The sequence below is a fragment of the Bacillus sp. FSL K6-2819 genome (genome assembly GCF_038008305.1).
Classification (GTDB): Bacteria; Bacillota; Bacilli; order Bacillales; family Bacillaceae; genus Bacillus; species Bacillus amyloliquefaciens.
In genome coordinates this window covers 3,215,740-3,242,323 of sequence record NZ_JBBOYV010000001.1, presented here as the reverse complement: position 1 = coordinate 3,242,323, position 26,584 = coordinate 3,215,740, and the positions used below count along the sequence as shown (strand labels likewise).

Sequence of the window (26,584 nt, the reverse complement as noted above, 5' to 3'; positions counted from 1 at the left end):
TATGTTGCATATATGTTTGTGTGATGAGCCGAATTTGTCAGCTTGATGTCGGAGGTGCCGCTGATGGCAAAACGTGATGAAGAATGGAAAGAAGAGCAGGGACGAATCAATTTTGTAATGAAAGAACTGGATCAGAAAGAAACGCGTCTTGAAGCATCATCGGGCGGATTGAAGCAGGATATTGTCGGCCTGCGAAAAACGTTCTGGAATGATGTCACCGTGAATTTGGATGACGCCCATGAAGCGGCGGAAACATTTTCAAGCATCAAACAGCAGGCGGAAATGCTTTCAGAGCGTGAACGGACGCATCGGCTTCAATATCGGCAGCTTCAAAAAATCCAAAAGCTGAAAGCCTCTCCCTACTTCGGCCGTGTCGATTTTACGGAAAAAGGGGAATCTTCTTCCGAGCGGATTTATATCGGGCTGACTTCTTTGATGGACGAAAACAATGATCAATTTCTCATTTACGATTGGCGGGCGCCCATCTCATCTCTTTATTATCAATATTCCCCGGGAAAAGCCCGCTACGAAGTTCCGGAAGAAACCATAGAAGGCGACATCACACTGAAGCGGCAGTTTATCATTAAAAACGGGACGCTTAAAGCGATGTTCAACACGGATATGACGATTGGTGACGAAATGCTGCAAGAGGTGCTGAGCGAAAATTCCGGCCGGCATATGAAAAATATCGTGTCAACCATTCAAAAAGAACAAAATGAAATCATCCGGGATGAAAAAAGTAAATATCTCATCGTTCAGGGAGCCGCCGGAAGCGGGAAAACATCCGCGGCGCTTCAGCGGGCCGCTTATTTGCTGTACCGGGGGCGCGGTGTGCTTGATGCCCGTCAGATTGTGCTGTTTTCTCCGAACATTTTGTTCAACAGTTACGTTTCCGCCGTATTGCCGGAACTGGGAGAAGAGAATATGGAGCAGGCCACCTTTCAGGAATATATCGCCCGCCGGCTCGGACGAAAGTTTGATTGTGAAAGCCCGTACGAGCAGCTCGAATATTGCCTGACTGAGCAAAATCAGGACGCGCTTTCCGTAAGGCTCACAGCCATCGCCTACAAAGCGTCATCAGCTTTCCGGACCATGATTGACCGTTACGCCGGATCGCTTTCCGTCTCCGGCCTGATGTGTAAACAGATCAGCTTCCGGGGAGAAATACTGATTTCAAAAGAGCGGATTGAAGATTACTTTTACTCACTTGATCAGCAGCTGCCGATTCCGAACAGAGCGGAGCTGACGGCGGAATGGCTTCTTGCGGAAATCAGCGCACTCGAAAAAAAGGAACGTAAGAAGGAATGGGTTCTGCAGGAGAGTGAGCTGCTCGATAAGGAAGACTATGCTCAGGTTTATCAAAAACTCAAGAAGCAAGCGGCGGATGATGAACCTGCTTTTGACGACCATCAGCGCGAACAGCGGCTGCTTGGCGCCATCATTGTGGGAAAAGCTTTTAAGCCGATTAAGCAGGCCGTCAGACAGCTTGGCTTTCTCGATATAAAACGGATGTATCTCCGGCTGTTTTCAGACTGGGGATCATATGAAACGCCTGATCAATGGCAGAGCATCGGCGCTTTGACCCGGAAAGCGTTCGCAGAGCAGTCACTCCCATATGAAGATGCAGCTCCGTATCTTTATTTGCAGGATCTAATAGAAGGAAAAAGAAAAAACACACAAATGAAGCACGTATTCATTGATGAAGCGCAGGATTATTCCCCATTTCAGCTGACGTATATTCAAAACATCTTCCCAGCCGCGAAGATGACGGTGCTCGGTGATGTCAGCCAGTCGATTTATGCCCACACCATCACGGGCCCTTCTTCACTTGCCGGCTGCTTTCGCAACGGCGCAGAAAAGTATGTCAGCCTGAAGCGGACTTACAGGTCGACGCGGCAGATTGTTGAATTTACGAAAGCGCTGCTCGATGACGGTGATGACATTGAGCCTTTTAACCGGAACGGAGAAAAACCGCGTCTCCTGCGGGCGGATACAGAAAAAGCGCGGCAGGAGCAATTGACGGAAACAATACGGGAGCTCAGGCAAAAAGGCTGGGAGACGATCGCCGTCATCTGCAAAACTGCCGCGGAAGCAAAAAAAGTATTTCAGGCGGTCAGCGTCGCAAGCGATGTCCGTTTGATCAATAAAGAAAATCAGCCTTTCCAAAAAGGGGTATGCGTCATTCCCGTGTATTTGGCAAAAGGCATTGAGTTTGACGCCGTCATTGTTGCTGACGCCTCTGTTACCCAGTACAATAGCCAGCATGACCGCAAGCTGTTATATACGGCCTGCACGCGGGCGATGCATCATCTGACCGTGCTGTCTCCCGGAGTAACTTCTCCTTTTATAAAAGAAGTGCCCGCCGGCTTATTCGTGTAAGCCCTTTGCCGAGTGCAAAGGGCTTTTTATCATTAGTAATCTTAATCATTATCATCACGATTATATATTTTACTTACATACAAATTTTCGGTAAAGTTTCAATTAGAATATTATTTTGACAATTCCTATAGAAATAACGTACGTTACGTTTAATTCCTTGTGAGGTGGATATCGTTGCAACTTCAGGTCATGAACAGTCCGTTTAATCAGGAGCAGGCAGAGCTCCTTAACCGCCTTCTGCCGACCTTGACAGAATCACAGAAAATCTGGCTGAGCGGTTACTTGGCTGCGGCCCGGTCCGAGTCCGGTGAAACAGCCGCACCCGCTCCCCAGGTTCCGGCAGAAAGCCCGGCAGTCTCAAGAGAGGTGACCGTCTTATACGGGTCACAAACGGGGAATGCGGAAGGTCTTGCGAAACAGACAGTAAAGACGCTTGAGGAACGGGGATTCCAGGTCACCATCGCGTCGATGAACGATTTTAAGCCGAATAGTCTGAAAAAAATAAACAATTTACTGATCGTGGTAAGTACGCACGGAGAAGGAGATCCGCCGGATAATGCGCTGGCTTTTCATGAATTTCTTCACGGCAGACGCGCGCCGAAGCTTGAAGCGCTCCGTTTTTCCGTTTTGGCGCTCGGAGACAGCTCGTATGAATTTTTCTGCCAAACAGGCAAAGAATTTGATGAGCGTCTTCAAGAGCTCGGCGGCACGCAGCTTGCGCCCCGGGTTGATTGCGATCTCGATTATGATGAGCCGTTTTCGGAATGGCTTGACGCTGTCATCGGCGGTTTGAACGAAGGAGCCGGAAACCAAACAGCCGAAGCGCCTGCCGAAACGCACGCTCTCGGTGAATCCGTTTATTCCAGAACAAATCCGTTTCGGGCTGAGGTTCTTGAGAACATCAATCTGAACGGACGCGGTTCGAATAAAGAAACGCGCCATCTCGAGCTTTCGCTTGAAGGCTCGGGTCTCGCGTATCAGCCCGGAGACAGCCTCGGCATCTATCCCGAAAATGATCCGGCGCTCGTTGATGAGCTGATCAATGAGCTGAAATGGGACCCGAAACAGGAAGTGGCGGTGAATAAACAAGGAGAGCTCCGTCCGCTGAAAGACGCGCTGACTTCTCATTTTGAAATCACCGTCCTGACAAAACCGCTCCTGCAAAAGGCCGCACAGTTTACGGCTGACAAAAAGCTGAGTGAACTTCTGGCCGAAGGGAACGAAGAGCAGGTGAAAGCGTACATCAATGGCCGTGACCTGCTTGATCTCGTCCGTGATTTCGGCCCGTGGGAAGCGTCCGCGGAAGACTTTCTTTCCATCCTGCGTAAAATGCCGGCCCGGCTCTATTCGATCGCAAGCAGTTTAGAAGCGAATCCGGAAGAAGTGCATCTGACAATCGGAGCGGTCAGATATGACGCGCACGGCAGGGAACGAAAAGGCGTCTGCAGCATTCTGTGTGCAGAACGGCTCCAGCCGGGAGATACGCTTCCGATTTACATTCAGCATAACCAAAACTTCAAGCTGCCGGAAAATCCGGATACACCGATCATTATGGTCGGGCCGGGGACAGGCATCGCGCCTTTCCGTTCCTTTATGCAGGAGCGTGAAGAAACCGGAGCCGAAGGGAAAACATGGCTGTTTTTCGGAGATCAGCACTTTGTCACTGATTTTCTGTATCAGACGGAATGGCAAAAATGGCTGCAAAACGGTGTTCTCACAAAAATGGACGTCGCTTTTTCCCGGGATTCGGAGGAAAAAGTATATGTGCAGCACCGCATGAAAGAACAAAGCAAAGAGCTGTATGAATGGCTGCAGCAGGGAGCCGCTGTATACATCTGCGGTGATGAACAGCATATGGCGCATGACGTGCACCAGGCGCTTCTCGATATTATTCAGGAAGAAGGCGGCATGAGCCGTGAAAAAGCGGAAAGCTTCCTGACAGACATGCAGCAGAAAAAACGCTATCAGCGTGACGTATATTGATTTTGGTTTGAAAGGAGCTTATTCAGCATGGTGAACAACATTTTAAAAGCGCCGGAAGGCCCTCCAAGTGATGTTGAGGATATTAAAGAAAAAAGTGATTATTTGCGCGGCACATTGAAAGAAGTCATGCTTGACCGGATTTCAGCCGGCATCCCGGACGATGACAACCGGCTGATGAAGCATCACGGAAGCTACTTGCAGGATGACCGCGACCTCCGCAATGAACGCCAGAAACAAAAGCTTGAACCGGCGTATCAGTTCATGCTGCGCGTCCGGATGCCCGGCGGCGTTTCAACTCCGGAACAATGGCTTGTCATGGATGAACTGGCGCAAAAATACGGAAATCAAACATTAAAGCTGACAACCCGTGAAACATTCCAAATGCACGGAATTTTAAAATGGAACATGAAAAAAACGATTCAGAAAATCAATGCGGCGCTGCTTGATACCATTGCGGCCTGCGGAGATGTCAACCGAAACGTCATGTGCGCTTCAAATCCGTATCAGTCGGAAATTCATGCCGAAGTATACGAATGGTCGAAAAAACTGAGCGACGACCTTCTTCCGCGCACGAGAGCCTATCATGAAATCTGGCTTGATGAAGAACGTGTGGCGGGCACTCCTGACACGGAAACGGAACCGATGTACGGGCCGCTGTATCTGCCGCGGAAATTCAAAATCGGAATCGCCGTGCCTCCGTCCAATGATATCGATGTCTTTTCTCAAGATCTTGGCTTCATTGCCATTGTAGAAGAAGGCAAGCTTATCGGCTTTAATGTAGCGATCGGCGGCGGGATGGGAATGACGCACGGCGATACGGCCACTTATCCGCAGCTTTCAAAAGTTATCGGCTTCTGCAAGCCGGAGCAGCTGTATGATATAGCGGAAAAAGTTATTACGATTCAGCGTGATTACGGAAACCGTTCCGTCAGAAAGAATGCCAGATTCAAATATACCGTTGACCGTCTCGGGCTTAACAACGTAAAAAACGAGCTGGAAAACCGCCTCGGCTGGCAGCTGGATGAAGCGAAACCTTATCATTTTGACCATAACGGCGACCGTTACGGATGGGTGAAGGGCGTAAAAGGAAAATGGCACTTTACGATGTTTATCGAAGGCGGCCGTGTCACGGACTATGAGGATTACAAGCTGATGACGGGAATGCGTGAAATCGCCAAAGTCCATACGGGGGATTTCCGTCTCACCTCTAATCAAAACCTGATTATCGGCAATGTCTCGAGCCAGAAAAAGCAACAAATCAGCGAATTAATCGAACAATACGGCCTGACAGACGGCCGGCAGCATTCCGCCCTGCGCCGCAGTTCAATGGCTTGCGTCGCGCTTCCGACATGCGGGCTCGCCATGGCCGAAGCGGAGCGGTATCTGCCGAAGCTGATTGATAAAATTGAAGAAATTGTTGACGAAAACGGGCTGCGGGATGAAGAAATCACCATCCGTATGACAGGATGCCCGAATGGCTGCGCCCGCCATGCGCTCGGCGAAATCGGTTTTATCGGAAAGGCGCCGGGAAAATATAATATGTATTTAGGGGCGGCGTTTGACGGCAGCCGTTTAAGCAAAATGTACCGGGAAAATATCGGTGAAGAGGAAATTCTGAGTGAGCTTCGCACCATTCTGCCGCGCTACGCGAAAGAGAGGGAGGAAGGCGAACACTTCGGAGATTTCGTCATCCGCGCGGGCATCATTAAAGCGACAACAGACGGAACGAATTTTCACGAATAAAATAGAGCTGCTGACAAGAATGCAGCCTGCGAAAAGCTTGTTTTCACAGAAAACAAGCTTTTTTCTTTTGTGAAAAAATATAGACATAGGAAAAAAGTTCGCTGTGAGCACGTTATGAGAAATTTTAAATAAAAACGGGTAAAATAAAAGAAGACTGGTTGTGTGCGGAAAATATATCAGGCCTGCCCGATGATTGGCTTCGGCCTTTGATCAAGGAAGAGAACAGGCAATAATGATACAATGCAGCAGATGAAGGAGGTCATGCTTTGGACATATTTTTAGTCGTACTCGTACTTTTAACCATCATTGCGATCTCAAATATTATAAATCGGTTTGTCCCCTTTATCCCGGTGCCTCTGATTCAGGTGGCGCTCGGTATCATTGCGGCGTCATTTCCGCAGGGGCTTCATTTTGAACTGAATACCGAATTGTTTTTTGTTTTGTTTATTGCTCCGCTGCTTTTTAACGATGGAAAACGAACGCCGCGTGCGGAACTTTGGAATTTAAGAGCGCCGATTCTGCTTCTTGCGCTCGGGCTCGTGTTTGCCACGGTGATTGTCGGCGGTTACACCATTCATTGGATGATTCCGGGTATTCCGCTGGCCGCCGCGTTTGGGCTCGCGGCGATTCTGTCACCGACTGACGTTGTTGCGGTGAGTGCTCTGTCAGGACGTGTGAAGATGCCAAAAGGCATTCTCCGTCTCCTTGAAGGAGAAGGGCTGATGAATGACGCATCCGGCCTGGTCGCTTTTAAATTTGCGATTGCGGCTGCCGTGACGGGGGCATTTTCGCTGGCGCAGGCCGCGTTCAGCTTCGTTCTGATTTCAGCCGGAGGTTTACTCAGCGGTGTCGTCATTTCTTTTTTGATTATCCGTTTCCGGTTATTTTTGCGCCGCCTCGGCATGCAGGATGTCACGATGCATATGCTCATTCAAATTCTGACGCCGTTTGTCATCTATCTGGCGGCTGAAGAAATCGGCGTTTCCGGCATTTTAGCGGTTGTGGCCGGCGGCATCACGCATGCGGTGGAGCAGGATCGTCTGGAATCAACGATGGTCAAACTGCAAATCGTCTCTTCAAGTACGTGGAATATTATTTTGTTCATTCTTAACGGTCTTGTTTTCGTTATTTTAGGAACGCAAATACCCGATGTGGTTTCTGTCATTTTTAATGACACCGCGTTTAACAATATGATGGTCATCGGGTACATTATCGTCATTACGCTGACGTTAATGATTCTCAGGTTTTTGTGGGTGCTGTTTTTTTGGAACGGGAAGTGGTTTTTTAACAAGGACCAGAGCATTTATAAGCCCGGCTTGCGCTCCACCCTGCTGATTTCAGTTTCAGGCGTCAGGGGAGCGGTCACGCTTGCGGGTTCCTTTTCCATTCCGTACGTGATCTCCGACGGCTCGCCGTTTCCTGAACGGAATTTGATTCTCTTTTTAGCCGCGGGCGTTATTTTGTGCACATTGGTGCTGGCGACAATCGTACTGCCGATTCTGACTGAAAAGCCGGAAGACAATGTGAAAGAAAAGAAAGTCAAATTGCTGACAGCGAGACGGAAGCTGATAAAGGCTGCCTTAACAGCCATTAAAGAAAATATGAATGAGACAAACAAAACGGCTTCTTTTGCGGTCATTGCCGAGTACAATGAGAAAATGAAAAATCTCAGGTTCCAGCAGTTCACGGTAAAAAACCGCACGAAAAAAGATGAGCGGAAGGTTCGCGCCCAAGGGATACAGGCTGAACAGGAAGAACTGCTGCGGCTGATTGAGCGGGGCGACATACCGGAAGAAACGGCTGACAGCCTACAGGAACGGTTCGATGAGCTGGAAGTGCTTTATACCAATCCGTTTAAAGTCGGCTTGTCTAAGAAAAAGCTGAAACGGCTGATGTACTGGATCTTTTTCGGCGAACATAAAAAGCCGGAAATGTCGATTTTAAATGAAGAAGGCCTTATTCGTGCCACAAGGGTTAAAACGGCAAAAGCGGCTATTGAAAGCCTGAAAAAACACATGACCGAAGAAAATAAAGACGTGACGCTTGCCGTCATTTCCTTTTACAATCACTTGATTTTCAGGCTGGAGCACTCGTATCACGAACAGAGTCCGAGCCGCCGTTTTGAAAATCAAAAGCTCGAAATCAAACTGCGGGCCGTGCAGGCCATCCGCAACGAAATCCAAACATTATTCGAAGAACGGGAGATTTCCCGCGACATGTCGCATGAGCTTCGCCAATACATCAATGATGTTGAAGCGGCCATGCTTGACGGAGATGAATAAATGAAAAAAGTCCGGCGTATGTGCGCCGGACTTTTTTATATTACGGGCGATGGAATTCGACGTGATTGCCGTCGCGGTCAAACCAGCCTCTGAAGGCCCAGTTGATCCAGCCGCCATCGCCTTTATTGGTGAAGCTTCCGTCTTCAAACACCCAAATGCCGTACGTAATGCCGTCATAAACGGCCGAACCGTAAAACTGAACGCCGTTAAAATGATCTTCATATTCCTGGCTTAAATTAAACACCATGACGTTATATTTTTGTCCGGAAGAGTAGAATGAAGATTCCATTAAATTTTTGACGAAGCCGTCACGGTTTTTTGCGGACTTAATCGCGTCAGCAATTTGATTGCCGATTCCGAGCAGGTCAACGTCAATATTTAATCCTACATCTTTTGCTGAGACATCTGATGTTTGCTGTGCCATGTTTTGAGGGACCGGGTTTTCTTTTGCGGATACAAAGGACAGAGGAGTCAGAGACAAAGCGGCGCCAAGGGCAACGGACATAGGGATACGCATACGTTTCATAATATTTCCTCCTTCAATTGTTTGGTGGCTACAGTAGCCATTTACCCGGACAGTTACCCATTTAACCTTAATTATTCAAAAATAGGAAAATAATAACGTTAGTGGTACTTGGGGACTAAAGATGGTTTCTGTTAGAACGTTGAGCGTATAATTGGTTTCTTACTGCGGAAATATGAGATAATAATAACCGTTTACATAAAGACTAGAAAGGATGGTTCAACGTGGCAAAAAGCTTAAAAGATACTGTAAAGCTTCATAATGGCGTTGAAATGCCGTGGTTCGGCCTTGGCGTGTTCAAGGTGGAAAACGGAAGCGTAGCGGCAAACGCTGTCGAAGCGGCTATCAGAAACGGCTACCGCAGCATTGATACGGCGGCTATTTACAAAAATGAAGAAGGTGTCGGCGAAGGCATCAGAGCTGCAGGCGTTGCCAGAGAAGAGCTGTTCATCACGTCAAAAGTGTGGAATGAAGATCAAGGATACGAAACGACACTTGACGCATTTGAGAAAAGCCTTGAGCGCCTCGGCCTCGATTACCTCGATCTTTATTTGATTCATTGGCCCGGCAAGGATAAATATAAAGACACATGGCGTGCTCTTGAAAAGCTGTACAAAGACGGCAAAATCCGCGCAATCGGCGTCAGCAACTTCCAAGTGCATCATTTAGAGGAACTGCTGAAAGATGCTGAAATCAAGCCGATGGTCAACCAGATTGAATTCCATCCGCGCCTGACTCAAAAAGAAGTAAGAGATTTCTGCAAAGCGCAGGGCATTCAAGTGGAAGCATGGTCTCCATTGATGCAGGGACAGCTCTTGGATAACGATGTGCTGTCACAAATTGCGGAAAAACATAACAAATCGGTTGCTCAAGTGATTTTGCGCTGGGATCTTCAAAACGAAGTCGTTACAATTCCGAAATCCATTAAAGAGCACCGCATTATAGAAAATGCCGATATTTTTGATTTCGAACTGTCACAGGAAGAAATGGAAAATATCAGCGCATTAAACAAAGACGAGCGTGTCGGCCCGAATCCGGACGAGCTTCTGTTCTAAGAAAAAACAGCCCTTTACGGGGCTGTTTTTCTTTTACATAAATGTCTGTGACTGCCGTTTTACACTGAACCTGTATGCGGCAATTAATAAAAAGGCGGCGGCGAAGGCTCCTAAAATAGTGATATTCAGTGTCAGGCTTTGGAGCGAACGGCCGTGCTGCAGTTGATCCACCGTATCGAGCACCCAATGCTGAGGCAGAAATTCGGCGATTGTCTGCACCGTTTTCGGCATAATATTGCCGGGAAAGAAGCAGCCTGCCAGCAAACATGTCGGTACGACGATTAAATTCAAAAGCGCCGACGCCGAAGCGCTGCTGTTGGAAAAACCGACGGTAATAAAGGCGATCCCGATCGCGCTTAAGGCAAACAGCATCATCAGGGCGAACAGCTGCCACAGCGGGAATGACGGCTGAATATGAAAAGCTGCGCCCATAAAGAGAACGGCGAATATAATTTGGACGGCCATGATAATCATATTCACCGCCGCGTTCGCCAATACATACTGTTTTGACGTGATCGGCGTTGACAGCAGCCTGTAGTACGTTCTGTTTTCTCTCTCTTTAATCATCAGTTCTGTCAGGTTGCCGGCGGAATAGAGCATAATAATGATGAGATATCCAATGACTGAGTAAGTCATTTCTTTATGGTTCGATGTATCTTGTAAAACAGCGGATTCCGTTTGAATGGGAGAATGCTTGAAATCGGCGTACATCGCCTGAAAAGCTTTCGCGTCTCCGCCGGAAGATTTGCCGATTGAGGCGGCGCTGTTAATATAATTGTACAGATAAGAGCTGACATACCCGGTGACCTGGGCGCCTTTCAGCGAGGTCATGCCGATATGAGACGGTCTCCCGTCTTTTACGCTTTGCGAAAAGCCTTTTTCAAACGTAATCAGCGCCTCCATTTTCCCTGACGCGATCTTTGATGAGGCAGACGCAGCCGTTTCCTCCGAAATCCTCACATGATCCAGCCCTTTTAAAAACGATACCGTATCCTGGGACACTTCTCCTCCGTCTTGGTTGAGAATGCCGATATTGAGCGTTTCGGCTCCGCCATTGGCATTGGTCATGAAGGAGAGAAAGACGCCGATCAGCGGTGCGCCGATATAAAGGATGAGCTGTTTTTTGCTTTTTGTAATCCCTTTGAGAGCATGTGTAAACAGCCACCAGAAGTTTTTCATATTACAGTCCCTCCCGTCTTTGAAACGTAACCGCGGCGATCAGCAAAAAGAGCGCCGCTAATGCTGTATTTAAACCAATTGCAGGCCAGGCGGCTGATACGTCATTGGCGTATATAATTTTATTAATCGCCTTATTGATCCAAGTTAATGGCGACAGGACGGAAATTCCTCCGTCTTCATATTTATAATAGGCGCCGCCGATAATGGCCATCACCTGAACGATGATGACAGTGATTAATCTGGCGCTTTCGGGTTTTCTGGTCAAATAGCTCATGCTGAGACCGAAGCTGACGGCCAAAAGAATTTCAGAGACGAGAATCAAAAGCACAAGTCCCATATGGCTGCCCCAATTCGCTTTTAAGATAAATTTGCTGAAGGCGACAACGGCAAGGATCGTCAGAAAGTTCACAGCCAAAATGCCGAGCATTTTTCCAAGAAAGATATCGCTTTTCGAAAGGGGCGCGGCGATCAGGCGATCCGCAGTGTGCCGTATTCGTTCCCCGCGGAACAAGGTGCTTGCAAAAATTGAGGCGTACAGCCCGATCATTGTCGTCATGGAAACCGCGTAAAAATCTTTCGCTTTCGGTTCTTTCGCTTTGTTTAAAGACGTCTGCTTAATATAATCACTTTTTATTTCGCCGGCGGCAGGTGCCTTATGTGCCTTGTAAGCGGCGGCGCCTGCTTTGTATTGGTTGGTAAAAGCGGTCAGCATGCCTTGGACGATCGTGCCGTTCATGCCGCTCCGGTCATTTGTATAGACTTGAAAACCGCTGTTTTTTACAGTGACGAAAGCATCCGCCTGATTTTCACGAACATCGTTTTTGCCTTTTGCCTCAGTGTCCGCTTTTTGAAAATAGACATGCTCTTTTTTGGCCGCTTTCATAAACTCAGTAAAATAATGAGAAAGAGGGCCGTTTGACTGGTCCGTATAAACCACCTTGATGTTCCCGACCGTCACCTCTGAGTCAAAGGCGTTTGATAATGCCGCAGTGAAAATCAGCATAAAGACGATCGGAAAAGCAAGCATGAAAATAAAGGTCCGTCTGTCACGGAAACTGATTTTGATTTCTTTCCCGGCGATGTGCAGAATACGCATTTGCAATCCTCCTTTCAGTTTGGTCAGTCGCGCAGGCTTCTGCCTGTCAGAGTGAGAAATACCGTTTCTAAGTCAGGGGCCTGTTCCTGTAAGGAGCGGATCTCAATTCCTTTGTCCATGAAGTATCGGATCAGGCGGTTTAAATTGTTGACCCCTGTGTCAGAGCTGATTTTTACGCTGTTTTCTTCCAGTGCCGCGGCTCTGACGCCGGGAATCTCCTGAATATCGCCGAGACTGATGCCGTTTCCGGATGACAGCTCAATCACGACATCTTTTGTGTCGGTAATGATGGAGGTCAGCTGTTCCTTTGTGCCTTCCGCGATGACTTTTCCGTGGTCAATGATAGCGATGCGCGTGCATATTTCTTCAACTTCCTCCATGTAATGGCTCGTATAGATGATCGTGCAGCCCATTTCATTCAGTTTTTTCACTGATTGCAGAATATAATTTCTTGATTGCGGGTCAATGCCGACCGTCGGTTCATCCATGATGATCAGTTTCGGCCGATGGGCAAGGGCGCAGGCAATATTGAGCCGGCGTTTCATTCCGCCGGAAAAATGCTTCGGCAAATATTTGTGTTTATCGCTCAAACCGACGAATGTCAGTGCTTCCTCGACCCGTTCTTTCAGAGCCGCCCCTCTCAGGCCGTATAACCCGGCGAAGAATTTCACATTTTCATAGGCGTTTAATTCTTCATAAATGGCGAGGTCCTGCGGGACGATGCCGATATTCATTTTCGTTGCTTTGCTGTGCTTGAAAATATCTTTGCCGAGAAACAAAATGTCTCCGTCTGAGGGTTTTAAAAGGCCTGAAATCATGTTGATGGTTGTGCTTTTTCCGGCTCCGTTTGCGCCGAGAAACCCGAAAATCTCACCTTCTTTTACGGCAAGTGACATCTGGTCAACGGCGGCGTAATCGCCGAATTTCTTACTCAGCTGTTTGAGCTCCAAAATGTTCATGTTTCCACCTCTATGTCTTATGATGCTCTTATTATAAAAAAAAGAATGAACGGCCGTTAGTGCAGCTGTTCATTCCTTTGACATGAGAATCTTCATATTTTTCACATGAAAACATTCACTTATTCAATCGGCAGCAAGGTTGTGACGGAAAAACCCGCCGTGCCGTCAAAAATGACGGTTCCGCGGAGAACGGCGGCCCGTTCTTCCATACCGAGCATCCCGAGGCCTTTTTTAAAGCGGACGGCGCCGTTTCCGTTATCTTTCACTTCCGCTTTCACGGCTTTATTCAAAACGTGAATATCAATGGAGATCTGCGTGGCATCGGCGTATTTCATCGTGTTGGTCAGGGCTTCGGTTACGTTTTCCTGAATGACTCTCCAATGCATTTGCGTCAGCCTGTCCAAATCACCTCTGTACGTAAACGGAACCGGCAGGCCGTTTTTGGCCGAAAATTCATCAATAAATGTTCTTAATCTGTGAATGCCCATTTGTTCAGCGGGCGGTTTCATATTTTTCAGCGTAATCCGGATATCCTCTATGCCTTCTTTAGAAATGGTAATGGCGTTTTGAAGCAGGTCTGCCGCTTTTTCAGGATGGGAGCTGAGCATCCGCTTTGCCGCTTCCATCTGAATGAGCGCGCCGGTCATGGAATGGCCGATTTTGTCATGGATGGCCTGGGACAATCTGTTTCTTTCTTCGAGTTTGCCGGTGTACTCCGATTGTTTGATGTATTCGGTGCTGCTGTGCAGCTGTTTCGTCAGCTTTTCGATGCTCGACCGCATACTGTCTGACTGCTCCTCATATTTCTTCAGCCGATCGTTTGACCGGGCGGCCAATACGAAAATCGCCAGGCAGAACAGGGTTATGACGGTATAGGCGGGAAGATCGCCGTACGGAATAAATAAAAACGGCAAAAACACAAACAGGCAGAACATATAGCGGTGAACCGGGTATTCGGCAAGGACGGCGAAAATGGCGGGCGGCAAAAGAAACAGAAACGCCGGATGGCCCCGTACGGAAAGCCAGACGGTCAATGCCAGCGCGAGCAGGGTGATTCCGCGTCTCCAGGCGGGCGGCCTGATCATGCAGACCGCAATGCCCAAAGACAGATAAAGCAGCAGAAACAAGACGGCGTACGGCGTGTAAAGGCGGTCTGCCGATACGAACAAAAAGGCCGTGTAAAAAATGACGATCAGTCTGCTTATCAGCATCCAGAAATCCATACCGTTCAACGCCCGTTATCCACCTTCCCGGTAATATAATAAATCGCGATCTGCGTTCTGTGCTCAAGTCCCGTTTTCCCTAAAATAGATGAAATATAATTGGCCGTCGTCCCTTCAGAAATGAAAAGCTGTTTTGAAATTTCCCTGTTTGAGAACCCTTTCGCAATGAGCGACATGATGCTGAGCTCTCTTTCAGTAAACTGGCTTTCATCAATCTGATGCGCTGCTTCCGCCGGACGGAAAAGGCTGTCTTTTATTTTATCCAGCACGGTGTCCTGAAGGATGCTGTGCCCGTTGAAGACGCTTTTGATCGCATCGCGGATCCGTTCCGGTTCGGTATTTTTTAATAAATATCCTTTCGCGCCGTTTTTAATCGCTTCTAAAATATACTCATCGTCGTCAAATGTCGTCAGGATCATCGGCTTCGTATCCGTTTCCTCCGCGATCCGCTTTGCGGCTTCGACGCCGTTCATTACCGGCATGCGGACGTCCAATAAGGCGATATCGACGGGATTGTTTTTACAATACTCTGCCGCCTCAAGTCCGTTTTCCAAAGTTGCCGATACAGTAAATTCCTCATATGTATGCAAAATGATTTTCATTCCTTCTCTGATGAAAGAATTATCATCCGCGATAATGACATTAATCTTCATAGCCGCACCCTTTGTGTGTTTTTGTTTCATTATATACCATCCGATTTTAAATCAAAAAGCCTCCCGGCGAAATCTGCGCGGAAGGCGGATGGTCAAGCTGGTTTTTTCAATTGGATGAAAAACAGCATCAGAAAAGAAATGATCATAATACAGATCACCCATACCCAGGCGAGTGTTTCATTGCCGGAATCCATCGCGACGTAAATCGCTGTCGGCAGCGTTTGGGTGACGCCCGGGATATTTCCCGCAAACATTAAAGTCGCCCCGAATTCACCGAGCGCTCTTGCGATACTGAGAATGCTTCCGGTCAAGAGGGAGGGAAAGGCAAGCGGCACGGAAATGCGGGTAAATACCTGCCATCTGCCGGCCCCGTCTACTTTCGCCGCCCCCTCGATGTCAGAATCAACCGCGGCGAAACCCGTTTTGGCGGACTGATACATAAGCGGGAAAGCGACGATGGCCGAAGCGATCACCGCGGCCCACCACGTGAAGATGACGGACTGGTGAAAAACCTGTTCAATCGCCCGGCCGATAACGCTGTGTTTCCCGAAAATGATAATCAGAATGAAACCGACAACGGTAGGAGGAAGAACGAGCGGGAGCATAAACAGGGTTTCCACGGCCGTTTTTCCGGGAAATCTCGCTTTCGCCATCCAGGCGCCGGCGAGCGTCCCGAGAATGATGACGGCGATGCCCGATGCCAAAGCCACCTCAAAAGACAGTACGACGGGAGTGAAAAACTCCGAAGCCGTAATATTACTTGGCAGTAAATCCATATTTCTTAAACACTTTCATCGCTTCATCTGACTGCAGATACTGATAAAACGCTTCCGCTTCTTTACGGTGCTTTGTATCCTTGACGATGCCGAGCGGATACACGATCGGATCGTGGGTTTTCGCAGGCGCTTCATCGGTGATTTTCACCTTCTTTGAAATCAGCGCGTCTGTTTTATAGACAAGCCCGGCATCAACATTTCCGGTTTCAACATAAGAAAGCACCTGGCGGACGTCTTTTGCATAGACGACTTTATCTTTTACCTTGTCCCATAGGTCTAATTTCGTCAATGACTGTTTGGCGTATTGTCCGGCCGGAACGGATTCAGGCGTGCCGAGCGCGATTTTATCTGTACTGTCTTTTTTCAGGTCATTCAGATGTGTAAGGTGTGCGCTGTTTTTCTCAGGCACGATCATGACGAGGTCGTTTTTCAAAAGATCCGTGCTGTCCTTTTTGTCGATATCTCCGTCATCAACGAGCTTTTGGAATTTATCTTCGGCTGCCGAGAAGAATAAATCAGCTCCCGCGCCTTGTGAGATTTGTTTTTGCAATGTGCCCGATGATCCGAAGTTGTCTTGAATGGTCACGTTTGAATGGGACTTTTCATAGTTGGTTTGGATTTCTTCAAGCGCATCCTGAGCGCTGGCAGCCGCGGAAACGGTCAGCGTCACTTTTTCGTTTTGTCCGCCTTTGGACGATTGCCCGGATGAGCAGCCCGCCGTTGCCAGGAAAACGGCCATGGCCGCAGTTGTGATTAGTGTCGCTTTCTTTTTCAAAATGGTGCACCCCTTATAGCTAAATATCATTAGATCATACTAATTATAACGTAATTGTACGTTGTGGTGCGGTTTTTTTTCAATAACTTAACAGTTATAATAAAAACGGAGCGTGATATTATGGCAGAAGCCACTTCCTATACAATAGAAGAAGTTGCGGGCCTTTTGAAGGTCTCAAAACTGACGGTATATGATTTGATAAAAAAAGGGCTCATTCCTGCGTACAAGGTCGGGAGACAGATGAGAGTCGATGAAGAAGACTTAAAACAATATAAAGCAAACATGAGGATGTCAAAAAAGCCATCCGCAGCCGATGCGGCTGACTCGCCCCGCAGGCGGGACCCGGAAAAAAGGGAGTCCGTTATCATCAGCGGGCAGGATGTGTCGATGGACCTCCTCAGCAAACAGCTGGAACGAACGATACAGGCGGCTCCGCTTCGCAAGTACAGCGGCAGTTTAAACAGCCTGATCGAGATGTACCGGGGGGCTTGCGATATCGTCAGTCTTCATTTGTACGATGGGGAGACGGGGCAGTATAACATTCCGTATGTGAAGCGCATTCTTTCAGGAGAGCCGTTTGCGCTTTTTCATGTCGTGCTTCGGCAGGCCGGATTATATGTGAAAAAAGGCAATCCGCTGAACATTCAGGGCTTTCAGGACGTGAGCAGAAAGGACGTCCGCATCGTCAATCGCGAAAAAGGATCAGGCGCGAGGGTGCTGCTGGATGAACAGCTCAGATCATTCGGCATCACGCCGTCTGATGTCGCCGGCTACCATGACATTGTCACGGATCATCTGTCAGCGGCTTCACAAGTATCCGGCGGAAAAGCGGATATAGGAGTCGGGTCGCAGCATGCGGCGCATATGGCAGGCACGGATTTTATCCCGGTGATCAGTGAGCAGTACGATGTTGTCGTCTTAAAACAAAACCCGGAGCTTGTTCAAAGCGTGCGGGACATTCTCAATTCCGAGGAATTCAAGTCTCAGCTTTCTCAATTATCCGGATATGATACGAAAATGACCGGACGGCTGATATATGAAACATAAAAAACCCCTCCATAAAACGGAGGGATTTTTTTATTGCTTATAAAACCGCAGCAGGTCGCCGTTTAATATTTTATCGGAGAGCATCAGCTCTTGTTCCGCTTTTTCTTTCTCATCACTGCACGCGCTCACGTCAGAAAGCGGTTCGCCCGTTTTGCGGCTGTAACACGTATTTTTCGTATAGATATGATCGTCCGTGATAAAGCTGCCGTTTCTCAGTACAGCAAACGGAGTCCGCTCTTTGGAAAACAGATCATTGCCGAACTGAATGCTGCCTTTCGTTTCAATGCCGAGAAGGTGAAGCAGCGTCGGTTTTACATCAACCTGTCCCGCAGCGGAAGCAACCGTTTCCGGCGCACGGTCGGTCACCCCGGGAATATGAATGATAAACGGCACGCGCTGGAGCTGAACCGTATCAAACGGAGTGATTTCCTCTTTTCCTAAGAACTCGGCAAGTCCTTTATTATGGGCTTCGGATATGCCGTAATGATCTCCCATCAGGACGATCATCGAGTTGTCATACAGTCCTGCTTTTTTCAGCTTCTTGAAAAAGTGTTTTAAGGCCTCATCTTCATAGCGGACCGTTGTCACATAGCGGTTTAATAAATCGCTGCTTGTGTCCGGTTCATCAATGAGCTGATCTTGTTTTTCAATTTCAAAAGGAAAATGGTTGGTCAAGGTCAGCAGGCTTGCGTAAAACGGCTGCGGCAGCTTCTTTAATTTTTCCGCTGACTGCTCGAGAAACTCTTTGTCCTTCAGGCCCCAGCCCGTTGAATTTTCCTGTGTCACCTGAAATTCATCGGCGTCAAAAAAACGGTCGATTCCGAAGGCGCCGTACATCTCATCCCGGTTCCAAAAGGCCTTATGGTTGGCATGCAGAACGGCTGAATAGTATTGATGGTCTTTTAACGTATGGTACATCGTATTGAACCGGTGGCCGCTTTTTGTAAAAAAAAACGGCGCCGCTGGAAGACGGGTACAGCGAATTCGCGGTGATGAATTCTGAATCTGAGGTTTTACCCTGTTCGGTCTGCTGATAAAAATGAGTGAAATCATAACTTTTTTTCCGCAGCTTATTCATAAACGGGGTAATCTCCCGCCCGTTGACCCGTTCGTCCATCACAAAACGCTGTGTTGATTCGAGCGTCACAAAAATCACATTGCGCCCCTTTGCAAGCCCGAACTTTGAATCGGACGGGCTGCTGTAGTCGGCTTGAGTGTAATTCGCCACCGCCGCAAGGCTGTCTTCATCTGCAAACGCTTTAGCCCCTGCATTCAGCGTCTGCGAAATGGTGTCATACAAATGAAAGTGGAACAGGCCGATTCCTTTTACGAGCGCTTCACGATCAAAAGGATGCTTGAACAGCTTCGGCTGCTCGGCCTCAGACAGCGCAAGGTTGCACAGCATGAGGCCGGCTGATGCCCACGCATACGCTTTAACGGTTCGTGCGCCTGCTTTTCCCTTACCGGCTGTATCCCTTTTCGCAAGATAAAACAGAACCGCAATATCCAAGAATAAAGCGATATAAAGCGGGTGAAACAGCTCTTGGACGCTGCTTCCCATATCGCCCATATTGCTCGCCTGAAACAAAACCGGTATGGTGATAAAATCAATATAAAACCCGTAAAACACCGTGTTTGCGATTAAAATCCCCGTCAATATCACATTCGCCGAAAGCAAAAAGATCCGCTGTTTTTTTTCCGTCAGGAGCAGGGCGATGCCGAACAGCGGCACAATGAAGCTCAGCGGATTAATGAGAAGCAGACATTCCTCAAGAACAGAATTGTTCTGCAGATCAAAACCGAGCTTATAAACGACATATGTTTTTATCCACATGAACAGAATGGACAAGCATAAAAACCGATGATTTTTGAAAAAGGATTTCTTCATATGTATGACTCCTCACCCTAAAAGCGAAAAGACGCTTTTTGTTTAAGAGATGCGGCCGTGAACCAGTTCGTATAAATAATAGCAGGATACAATCGTTAAGCCGGCCAGCACAAGCTGCTCCGAAAAGCTCCCCGTCCTCATATAAAGGGGAAGACGGAAGCGGATCGCGGACGGAAACAGCAGTTTAATCCCGTTGACGGTCCATGCGTCAAGCACAAGATGGCTTGCCATTCCGATCATCAGTCCGGCGGAAATGCTTGGATTCGGAATGTAGGTTGCCGTGATGAAAAACATAATAAGCATAAACAGCAGGCTGTGTGTAAATGTTCTGTGTCCGAACACCGTGCTTACGATTTTGGACAGAACGGGCAGCGTCCTGCCGATTTTGCTTTTCGTATGGCATATATCGGGAATCAGCGCCCCGATGGCACCGGCTGAGGTCATCAGAACCGGATCATACCCGTAGTAATAAGCAATTGCGGAACAAGAAGCGATGCCTCCCATGATGTGTGTTTTTCCTGTCATTTTTCGCTTCTCCTTTTTATTTTTGCCAAAATCCCCTGAATTACAAATATATCAAGAGAATGCATGTTTGATCAACAAACTTTACCTGTAACACCAAAAGGAAGGAGACGCGGATTCCGCATATTCTGCCGCGTAAAAAGACACATTATAGGTGTACCTATATTTGATAAAGAGGTGATACAGATGGCTTTCTTTAACAAAGAAAAAGGAAAAAACAGCGATAAAAACAAAAACGTCATTCAAGGTGCGCTTGACGACGCCAGTGCAGCTCTGAAAGACGATCCGCTTCAAGAAGCTGTTCAAAAGAAAAAAAACAACCGCTGACCATATAAAACGGGTAGGGCGAATGCTCTATCCGTTTTCCGTCTAATTTTTCCCTTTGACAGATCTTTTTATCTCTGATAACCTCTGAGTAGAATTGAATGATAAAAATCCTCACTCTTTCTCGGTGAGGTAGAGGTTGCGCTTGATGATGAGTCGCACATGCCAGGCTGACAGGGGCCGCAAAACATGTGTTAAAGGCATCAGCGCCGAAGTGTAAAGAAAGCCGATCCTTCTTTATGCTGGGACTGTATCTGAATAAGTGCAGGACTGCCGCGTGCTTTTTCGCGGAGGGCTATCCGGAGATCAAGGGTGTGTGTTTCTTTAAGCATGGACTTTTGTTCAGGCTTTTTTTGTGTGTAAATATGGTCTCGGGGTCTGGTCCGTACGAATGAACAACCAGGAGGTACAGGAATGGAACAGACGAAAAAATGGGGTTTTTGGTTACTGACGGCATTTGTCGTAGGAAATATGGTAGGATCGGGCATCTTTTCCCTTCCGAGCACGCTCGCAAAAATCGCGAGTCCGTTCGGCGCTACATCGGCATGGCTTTTAACGGGAGCCGGTGTTTTAATGATCGCGCTTGTTTTCGGCCACTTATCCATCCGTAAGCCTGAGCTGACGGCGGGGCCGCAAAGCTATGCGAGAGCGCTGTTCAGCGATCGGAAGAAAGGGAATGCAGCCGGATTCACGATGGTGTGGGGCTACTGGGTGGCGAGCTGGATCAGCAACGTGGCGATCATCACAAGCCTTGCCGGATATTTAACATCATTTTTCCCGATTTTAACGGATAAGCGTGAAATGTTTTCGATCGGCGGTCAGGCGGTTACGCTCGGCCAGCTGCTGACGTTTGCCGTATGTACGGTTTTATTATGGGGCACTCACACGATTCTCGTCTCCAGCATTAACGGTGCGAGTAAATTAAATTTCGTCACGACGTTTTCAAAAGTATTAGGATTTATCTTTTTTATCATTGCAGGTTTGTTTGTGTTTCAAACGTCGTTTTTCGATCATTTTTATTTTCCGGTTCAAACTGGGCCTCACACAGTTGAGGGAATCGGCGGGCAGATCCACAATGCGGCGATTTCAACATTATGGGCGTTCGTCGGAATTGAATCTGCGGTCATTTTATCCGGGCGCGCCCGTTCGCAGCGCGATGTGAAACGCGCCACCATTACCGGCTTATTGATCGCGCTCAGCATTTATATTATCGTGACATTGATTACGATGGGCGTGCTTCCACATGATAAGCTTGTCGGCTCGGAGAAACCGTTTGTTGACGTCTTGTACGCGATTGTCGGCAATGCGGGAAGCATCATCATGGCGATTCTGGCGATCCTGTGTCTGTTCGGAACGATGCTCGGCTGGATTCTTCTCGGCTCTGAAGTTCCGTATCAAGCGGCGAAATCAGGGGACTTTCCCGCTGCTTTTGCAAAAACGAATAAACAGGGCAGTCCGGTTGTGTCGTTAATCGTCACGAACGTCATGTCACAAATCTTTATCTTTTCGGTTATTTCCCGGACGATCAGTGACGCGTTTACGTTTTTAACAACAGCGGCGACGCTCGCTTATCTGATTCCGTATCTCGTATCAGCATTTTACAGTCTGAAGCTTGTTTGGACGGGTGAAACATATGACGAGATCAAGGGTTCAAGAGTGCGGGACGGTTTCATCGCCATCTTAGCCTGCATTTATTCTTTTTACGTCATTATCACCGGAACGGCCGATTTAACGACCTTTATTCTCGGTATCGGGCTGTTTTTCGTCGGTTTGCTGTTATATCCTTTCGTCTCAAAGAAATTTGCAAACAACAGACAATCGGTTTGAAAAAAAGACATCTCACGACTGTGAGATGTCTTTTTTGTTTGCGGCAGCGGATTACTTTTTGACGGCGTGTATAAAATGAATGGTCTCGAAAGCGGTTAAATAGTCAGTGCGTCCGCTGAAAAAACGCTCATTGACGGCCGCTGGAGATAAGTGTTCATAAATAAGCAGACCTGATGATTCTAACACCTTTTCAATTTCTTCATAGCTGAAACACGATAGCATCGGCTCTCCGCTGGCTGCAGCCATTTTCACCATGTTTTCCACTCTGTTTGACAGTCCTTTATCTTCAAAGAGCGACTGATCTGCATAATCAAAGACGATAGAGCTTCCTGGAGGGACTTGGTCAAATAATTGAGTAAGCAGGCGGGCAAGATGCTTTTTCGTAAGATAGTATGAAACGCCGAGCAGACTGAAAAAGGTTTTTTGGCGGGAAAAACCTTCTTGGTACAGACGGCTGAAAGAAAGTGAAGCGGCAAAGTCCATCGGTACAAAATGAAGATGACTCGGAATATCGAAATCCAGGCGTTTCAATCTGTTTATTTTGTCTTCCTGTGAAGCGTAATGATCGATTTCAAAGATATCTAAGCCATTTGTTACCTCAGGATGCCTGAAACAGAAAGTATCCAGCCCCGCCCCAAGGATGACATATTGTTTAACCCCGAGCATCATTTCATTCAGAAGCACTTTTTCACAATACGCGGCACGCGCTAACGGTGTAGGAGACAGCTGGACTTGAATCACCCATTTTAAGATATCATCCGGTTTATCTTGAAGTTCCTGAGCCATGTCTTTGCTGAAGAATGATATACCTTGAATCAAATGATCACAAATGTCTGAATGCTCTTTTTCAGAAATAAGATCTTGTGCCAGAAAATCATCAAACATAACCGGCTTGCCGTATTTACTGTGGTACGCTCTTCCGAAAGCGGACAGCAGGGAAGTCATACTTGCCTTGTTTTCTTTCATATTAAGAATCCTCCGTCATTCACATCAATCTCCGGCCGGGAGAATCTTATTATACACGCTAATCCAAAATTGTAAATTTTAGCATAAATAAATTTTTTTGTCAAGTTTTAGGAATCATAAAAGCCGCTGTGTCAGCGGCTTCAGGGTTACTTCGTTAAGCTTTTTGTAATATAGTCCAGCTGGCCTTCAAGTGAGATCGGGTCTGAGAAATAGAAGCCGATCGGATCAATGCGGTAGACATGGTTTTGCTTGACGGCATCGAGGTTTTTCCAGATTGAACTGTCAAGGACGCCTTTGTCGTCACCGCCGGCCTGCCATGGTCCCATAAAAATATAGTCTCCTGCGAAGTCAGGCAGTTTTTCAAGTGAAATGCTGGCATAGCCCGGGCCTTGATTAATGGCTTTTTCCTGCGTTAGTTTTGTGGCTTTCAGCCCGAGTTTGTCATAAATGATGCTTCCCCCGCGACCGAAGTCTTTACCGAATACATAGATGTCTTTACCGTTTGTCTGCATGATGGAGATGGTTTTTGAGCCGACTGCTTTTTGAACTTTTGTTTTAGCGGCAGCTGTTTTCTTATCCCATTCGGCAAGCCATTTGTCTGCTTTATCTTCAGTGCCTGTCATTTTCGCAAACTCTTTGAATTGCTCAATGTTGCTGAGCTTGTCATATTTAATAGCGATTGTCGGCGCGATTTTCTCCAGTTTTTCAATATCGGCCCCTTGTGTCGTCCAGACAACGATTAAATCAGGCTTCAGGTCAATGATTTTTTCAACGGATGTGCCGTCGCCGATGTTTGTCACACCTTTTGTTTTCCCTTTGTAATAAGGGTTTTTAAATACGTTTTGCGGCGCGCCGACAACATTGATGCCGAGCTGTTTGAAGTCGCCGTAGTAGCCGTCAGCCATAACGACGACCCGTTTCGGGTGCTTCGGAATTTTAATATTGCCGTTTTCGGCTTTATACGTGACGGTTTCTTCTTTTTCAGAAGAACCTTTCGTGTCTGAAGAATTTCCGCATGCGGCCAAAGCGGCAATGAGCAGTACGGCAATCAGCGCTGCGCCGATTTTCTTGTATGTATGGAACATCTGGCATTCCTTCTTTCATAAAAAATAGTGATAAAGAGAATCATTATCAGTGTGATTATATCACTGCTTTCATAGAGAAGCACGCTCTTTTTTAAGAAAAACTTTCTTTTTTTATATGAAATTAGGTCTATTAAAAGAGAAGAAAATAGTGCTATACTGAAACAAGTCATTGATAATCATTATCATTAACATTCTTGTCTTGGAGAAAGGAAGAACGAGTGTTGGGTCTATTAAAAAAGAAACAGACAATGACGGCTCAAGGAGCGTCAGGGAGCGAAATCCAGTGGACGGCGCGTTCATTCAGAGCGGCTGTGCTGCTTTTTGCCGGTATTGCGGTTTTATTGATCGGCGCAGTTTTGTCTGTTTCCATCGGAGCCGCTGATATTCATCTGCGGACGGTGTGGAACGCTCTCTTTCACTTTCAGCCGCAAAATACATCTCATCAAATCATACGCGATCTGAGGCTGCCGAGAACCGCCGCCGCAGCGCTCGTCGGGGCTTTTTTAGCTGTGTCCGGGGCAATCATGCAGGGGCTGACGCGGAACCCGCTTGCTGAGCCTTCCATTATGGGGGTGACTTCGGGGTCCGGCTTTGCGATCGCTTGTGCATTTGCTTTTTTTCCGGGGCTGTCTGCAGCGGGGCTTGTCTTGTGGTCCTTTGCGGGAGCGGGAATCGGGGCGCTTATTGTTTTTGGCATCGGCCTGTTTTCAAAAGGCGGGCTGACACCTGTGAAGCTCGCGCTGGCCGGTACGGCAGTCGGCTATTTCTTGACTGGGCTTTCAAGCGCGATTGCGATCCGGTTTGACGTCGCCCAGGATGTGAAGTTCTGGTATGCCGGGGGAGTCGCGTCCGTGAAATGGGAAGGCGTGCAGCTGCTATTGGCAGTCGGGGTCATCGGCCTTTTGCTTGCCTTTTTGATTGCGCGCTCAGTGACAGTGCTGAGCTTGGGTGAGGAGCTGGCCAAAGGGCTCGGGCAGTATACGGCGCTTGTGAAAGTAATCGGAATGTTTGTCGTTGTCCTGCTGACAGGGGCTTCAGTCTCAGTCGCCGGAGCCATTTCTTTTATCGGCTTGGTGATTCCGCATATCACCCGATTTTTAGTCGGGGTCGATTATAGGTGGATTATTCCTTGTTCCGCGGTATTCGGCGCCGTTCTGTTAGTCTTCAGTGATATTGCCGCAAGACTCGTCAATGCGCCGTTTGAAACACCGGTCGGCGCTTTAACCGCCCTTATCGGCGTTCCCTTTTTCTTTTATTTGGCGCGCAGGGAAAGGAGAGGGCTGTAATGAATGTGAAATCGAAAAAACCGCTGGCGGTCGCGGCCGTTACGTTATTGCTCATATGCATCGTCTTTTTTATCAGCTTAAATATGGGTGTGATCCGGATTGCGCCTCTCGATACGTTACGAGTCTTTTTCGGACAAGGCGATGCCCGGGATCAGCTTGTTTTATTTGAATTCAGACTCCCGCGCATGGTGCTGTCATTGCTGGTCGGCGCCGGGATCGCGGTTGCAGGCGCGATTTTTCAAAGCGTGTCTCAAAATGACTTGGCGGAGCCGGGCATTCTCGGTATTAACGCCGGAGCATCATTGGCGGTCGTTCTGTTTATTTTCTTTTTCCAAGGGTCCGCTGTTGATTTAAGCATGTTCAGTACATGGCTGCTTCCAGTGAGCGCTTTGGCGGGAGCTTTTCTGGCTGCGTTTCTCATCTACGTGCTGGCTTGGAAAAAAGGTGTCTCACCCGTCCGGCTCATTTTGGTCGGGATTGGCGTTAATGCGGGGTTTAATGCGCTGCTCTTGATTTTTCAGCTGAAAATGGACCCGCGGGATTTCATGCAGGCGCTTGTATGGATTTCCGGTTCGATTTGGAACGCCAATTGGAAAATGGTGCTGTCGATTTTGCCGTGGCTGCTGGTTCTTCTGCCGTTCAGTCTGTATAAAGCGAGGTATTTAAATGTGCTGCAGCTTGGTGACCAGCTGGCTGTGGGACTTGGCACCCGGGTTGAAAAGGAGCGGCGCGTTCTGCTGATTTCCGCTGTCGCCCTGACGGCGTCATGTGTTGCGGCAGCCGGCGGAATCGCTTTTCTCGGACTGATTGCGCCGCATTTGGCCAGAAGGCTTACCGGGCCGCGCCACCAGACGCTTATTCCGGTTTCAGCTTTGATCGGCGCATTTTTATTTCTCCTTGCCGATACGCTGGCGAGAAATGTCCTTGTGACGTTCGAAGTTCCCGTCGGCTTGGTGATTTCCGTACTCGGCGCGCCGTATTTTATATATTTGCTGATGAAAGCGAAATAAAGG

General features: G+C 47.8%; 21 protein-coding genes, 1 pseudogene and 1 riboswitch. Of the genes and pseudogenes, 10 read left to right on the top strand and 12 right to left on the bottom strand.

Annotated features, from left to right (window positions below):
• Window positions 1-63 precede the first annotated feature (63 nt).
• The 4 genes from helD (at window position 64) to MHH91_RS16960 (ending at window position 8,387) form a co-directional block, all read left to right on the top strand.
• Window positions 64-2,379 carry an RNA polymerase recycling motor HelD gene (helD, locus tag MHH91_RS16975; protein WP_014472263.1) on the top strand — a complete coding sequence of 772 codons (2,316 nt, stop codon included), beginning with the start codon at window positions 64-66 and terminating at the stop codon, window positions 2,377-2,379.
• Between the two features lie 174 nt (window positions 2,380-2,553).
• Window positions 2,554-4,362 (top strand): assimilatory sulfite reductase (NADPH) flavoprotein subunit, encoded by a 1,809-nt coding sequence (locus MHH91_RS16970; protein ID WP_014471011.1) that lies wholly within the window; start codon window positions 2,554-2,556, stop codon window positions 4,360-4,362.
• Between the two features lie 27 nt (window positions 4,363-4,389).
• Window positions 4,390-6,105, top strand: coding sequence for an assimilatory sulfite reductase (NADPH) hemoprotein subunit (gene cysI, locus MHH91_RS16965; RefSeq protein WP_014471010.1), 1,716 nt, complete (start codon window positions 4,390-4,392; stop codon window positions 6,103-6,105).
• Between the two features lie 266 nt (window positions 6,106-6,371).
• Complete coding sequence (locus tag MHH91_RS16960) at window positions 6,372-8,387, top strand: Na+/H+ antiporter (RefSeq protein ID WP_014471009.1); 2,016 nt, start codon at window positions 6,372-6,374, stop codon at window positions 8,385-8,387.
• A 40-nt stretch (window positions 8,388-8,427) separates the two neighbouring features.
• Here the strand turns inward: MHH91_RS16960 and MHH91_RS16955 are convergent, their stop codons facing one another.
• A complete protein-coding gene (locus tag MHH91_RS16955; RefSeq protein WP_014471008.1) occupies window positions 8,428-8,913 on the bottom strand; it encodes a hypothetical protein in 486 nt (161 codons plus the stop codon).
• A 221-nt stretch (window positions 8,914-9,134) separates the two neighbouring features.
• Here MHH91_RS16955 and MHH91_RS16950 point away from each other — a divergent pair, with 221 nt between their 5' ends.
• Window positions 9,135-9,965 carry an aldo/keto reductase gene (locus tag MHH91_RS16950; protein ID WP_014471007.1) on the top strand — a complete coding sequence of 277 codons (831 nt, stop codon included), beginning with the start codon at window positions 9,135-9,137 and terminating at the stop codon, window positions 9,963-9,965.
• Window positions 9,966-9,998: 33 nt separating this feature from the next.
• Here the strand turns inward: MHH91_RS16950 and MHH91_RS16945 are convergent, their stop codons facing one another.
• From MHH91_RS16945 to modA, 7 genes are all read right to left on the bottom strand, one after another.
• Window positions 9,999-11,144 (bottom strand): ABC transporter permease, encoded by a 1,146-nt coding sequence (locus MHH91_RS16945; protein WP_013353597.1) that lies wholly within the window; start codon window positions 11,142-11,144, stop codon window positions 9,999-10,001.
• Between the two features lies 1 nt (window position 11,145).
• Entirely contained in the window at window positions 11,146-12,240 is a 1,095-nt protein-coding gene (locus tag MHH91_RS16940) for an ABC transporter permease (protein ID WP_013353596.1), read from the bottom strand.
• A 23-nt stretch (window positions 12,241-12,263) separates the two neighbouring features.
• On the bottom strand, window positions 12,264-13,199 hold the full coding sequence (locus MHH91_RS16935) for an ABC transporter ATP-binding protein (protein WP_013353595.1): 936 nt from the start codon (window positions 13,197-13,199) through the stop codon (window positions 12,264-12,266).
• Window positions 13,200-13,318: 119 nt separating this feature from the next.
• A complete protein-coding gene (locus tag MHH91_RS16930) occupies window positions 13,319-14,422 on the bottom strand; it encodes a sensor histidine kinase (protein ID WP_038463294.1) in 1,104 nt (367 codons plus the stop codon).
• 5 nt (window positions 14,423-14,427) lie between these two features.
• Window positions 14,428-15,075: a response regulator transcription factor gene (locus MHH91_RS16925; protein WP_013353593.1), complete on the bottom strand. Its 648-nt coding sequence runs from the start codon at window positions 15,073-15,075 to the stop codon at window positions 14,428-14,430.
• Between the two features lie 92 nt (window positions 15,076-15,167).
• A complete protein-coding gene (gene modB / locus MHH91_RS16920) occupies window positions 15,168-15,851 on the bottom strand; it encodes a molybdate ABC transporter permease subunit (protein WP_013353592.1) in 684 nt (227 codons plus the stop codon).
• Window positions 15,832-16,590, bottom strand: a complete 759-nt coding sequence (gene modA, locus MHH91_RS16915) for a molybdate ABC transporter substrate-binding protein (protein WP_373419143.1) — start codon at window positions 16,588-16,590, stop codon at window positions 15,832-15,834. Before modA ends, modB begins: the two co-directional genes overlap by 20 nt.
• A gap of 156 nt (window positions 16,591-16,746) precedes the next feature.
• On the opposite strand from modA, the gene MHH91_RS16910 reads away from it, so the two are divergent.
• A complete protein-coding gene (locus MHH91_RS16910) occupies window positions 16,747-17,673 on the top strand; it encodes a substrate-binding domain-containing protein (RefSeq protein ID WP_013353590.1) in 927 nt (308 codons plus the stop codon).
• 30 nt (window positions 17,674-17,703) lie between these two features.
• Here the strand turns inward: MHH91_RS16910 and MHH91_RS16905 are convergent.
• Together MHH91_RS16905 and MHH91_RS16900 are read right to left on the bottom strand one after the other, a co-directional pair.
• Window positions 17,704-19,561: pseudogene (locus MHH91_RS16905) on the bottom strand (LTA synthase family protein).
• A 42-nt stretch (window positions 19,562-19,603) separates the two neighbouring features.
• The gene (locus MHH91_RS16900) at window positions 19,604-20,086 is read right to left on the bottom strand and encodes a metal-dependent hydrolase (protein WP_013353587.1); all 483 of its coding nucleotides are present in this window, start codon (window positions 20,084-20,086) and stop codon (window positions 19,604-19,606) included.
• Between the two features lie 183 nt (window positions 20,087-20,269).
• On the opposite strand from MHH91_RS16900, the gene sspJ reads away from it, so the two are divergent.
• Both sspJ and MHH91_RS16890 read left to right on the top strand, forming a co-directional pair.
• A complete protein-coding gene (gene sspJ / locus MHH91_RS16895) occupies window positions 20,270-20,410 on the top strand; it encodes a small acid-soluble spore protein SspJ (RefSeq protein ID WP_003151760.1) in 141 nt (46 codons plus the stop codon).
• A 122-nt stretch (window positions 20,411-20,532) separates the two neighbouring features.
• Window positions 20,533-20,713: riboswitch (Lysine riboswitch) on the top strand.
• A 108-nt stretch (window positions 20,714-20,821) separates the two neighbouring features.
• A complete protein-coding gene (locus MHH91_RS16890) occupies window positions 20,822-22,234 on the top strand; it encodes an amino acid permease (RefSeq protein ID WP_013353586.1) in 1,413 nt (470 codons plus the stop codon).
• 51 nt (window positions 22,235-22,285) lie between these two features.
• On the opposite strand, the gene MHH91_RS16885 is transcribed toward MHH91_RS16890, so the two are convergent.
• Both MHH91_RS16885 and MHH91_RS16880 read right to left on the bottom strand, forming a co-directional pair.
• Complete coding sequence (locus MHH91_RS16885; protein WP_013353585.1) at window positions 22,286-23,200, bottom strand: class I SAM-dependent methyltransferase; 915 nt, start codon at window positions 23,198-23,200, stop codon at window positions 22,286-22,288.
• A 146-nt stretch (window positions 23,201-23,346) separates the two neighbouring features.
• Window positions 23,347-24,285, bottom strand: coding sequence for an iron-hydroxamate ABC transporter substrate-binding protein (locus MHH91_RS16880; RefSeq protein ID WP_014471005.1), 939 nt, complete (start codon window positions 24,283-24,285; stop codon window positions 23,347-23,349).
• A 248-nt stretch (window positions 24,286-24,533) separates the two neighbouring features.
• Between MHH91_RS16880 and MHH91_RS16875 the strand changes: the two genes are divergently transcribed.
• Both MHH91_RS16875 and MHH91_RS16870 read left to right on the top strand, forming a co-directional pair.
• Window positions 24,534-25,571: a FecCD family ABC transporter permease gene (locus tag MHH91_RS16875; RefSeq protein ID WP_044051913.1), complete on the top strand. Its 1,038-nt coding sequence runs from the start codon at window positions 24,534-24,536 to the stop codon at window positions 25,569-25,571.
• Window positions 25,571-26,581, top strand: a complete 1,011-nt coding sequence (locus MHH91_RS16870) for a FecCD family ABC transporter permease (RefSeq protein ID WP_013353582.1) — start codon at window positions 25,571-25,573, stop codon at window positions 26,579-26,581. The genes MHH91_RS16875 and MHH91_RS16870 overlap by 1 nt, the downstream gene beginning before the upstream one ends.
• Window positions 26,582-26,584 lie beyond the last annotated feature (3 nt).

Bases quoted from the DNA above. Each gene is read 5' to 3' on its own strand.
- helD (WP_014472263.1), top strand. From the start codon at position 64: ATGGCAAAACGTGATGAAGAATGGAAAGAAGAGCAGGGACGAATCAAT.
- cysI (WP_014471010.1), top strand. From the start codon at position 4,390: ATGGTGAACAACATTTTAAAAGCGCCGGAAGGCCCTCCAAGTGATGTT.
- MHH91_RS16955 (WP_014471008.1), bottom strand. From the start codon at position 8,913: ATGAAACGTATGCGTATCCCTATGTCCGTTGCCCTTGGCGCCGCTTTG.
- MHH91_RS16945 (WP_013353597.1), bottom strand. From the start codon at position 11,144: ATGAAAAACTTCTGGTGGCTGTTTACACATGCTCTCAAAGGGATTACA.
- MHH91_RS16940 (WP_013353596.1), bottom strand. From the start codon at position 12,240: ATGCGTATTCTGCACATCGCCGGGAAAGAAATCAAAATCAGTTTCCGT.
- MHH91_RS16935 (WP_013353595.1), bottom strand. From the start codon at position 13,199: ATGAACATTTTGGAGCTCAAACAGCTGAGTAAGAAATTCGGCGATTAC.
- MHH91_RS16930 (WP_038463294.1), bottom strand. From the start codon at position 14,422: ATGGATTTCTGGATGCTGATAAGCAGACTGATCGTCATTTTTTACACG.
- MHH91_RS16925 (WP_013353593.1), bottom strand. From the start codon at position 15,075: ATGAAGATTAATGTCATTATCGCGGATGATAATTCTTTCATCAGAGAA.
- modB (WP_013353592.1), bottom strand. From the start codon at position 15,851: ATGGATTTACTGCCAAGTAATATTACGGCTTCGGAGTTTTTCACTCCC.
- modA (WP_373419143.1), bottom strand. From the start codon at position 16,590: ATGGCCGTTTTCCTGGCAACGGCGGGCTGCTCATCCGGGCAATCGTCC.
- MHH91_RS16910 (WP_013353590.1), top strand. From the start codon at position 16,747: ATGGCAGAAGCCACTTCCTATACAATAGAAGAAGTTGCGGGCCTTTTG.
- MHH91_RS16900 (WP_013353587.1), bottom strand. From the start codon at position 20,086: ATGACAGGAAAAACACACATCATGGGAGGCATCGCTTCTTGTTCCGCA.
- sspJ (WP_003151760.1), top strand. From the start codon at position 20,270: ATGGCTTTCTTTAACAAAGAAAAAGGAAAAAACAGCGATAAAAACAAA.
- MHH91_RS16890 (WP_013353586.1), top strand. From the start codon at position 20,822: ATGGAACAGACGAAAAAATGGGGTTTTTGGTTACTGACGGCATTTGTC.
- MHH91_RS16885 (WP_013353585.1), bottom strand. From the start codon at position 23,200: ATGAAAGAAAACAAGGCAAGTATGACTTCCCTGCTGTCCGCTTTCGGA.
- MHH91_RS16880 (WP_014471005.1), bottom strand. From the start codon at position 24,285: ATGTTCCATACATACAAGAAAATCGGCGCAGCGCTGATTGCCGTACTG.
- MHH91_RS16875 (WP_044051913.1), top strand. From the start codon at position 24,534: ATGACGGCTCAAGGAGCGTCAGGGAGCGAAATCCAGTGGACGGCGCGT.
- MHH91_RS16870 (WP_013353582.1), top strand. From the start codon at position 25,571: ATGAATGTGAAATCGAAAAAACCGCTGGCGGTCGCGGCCGTTACGTTA.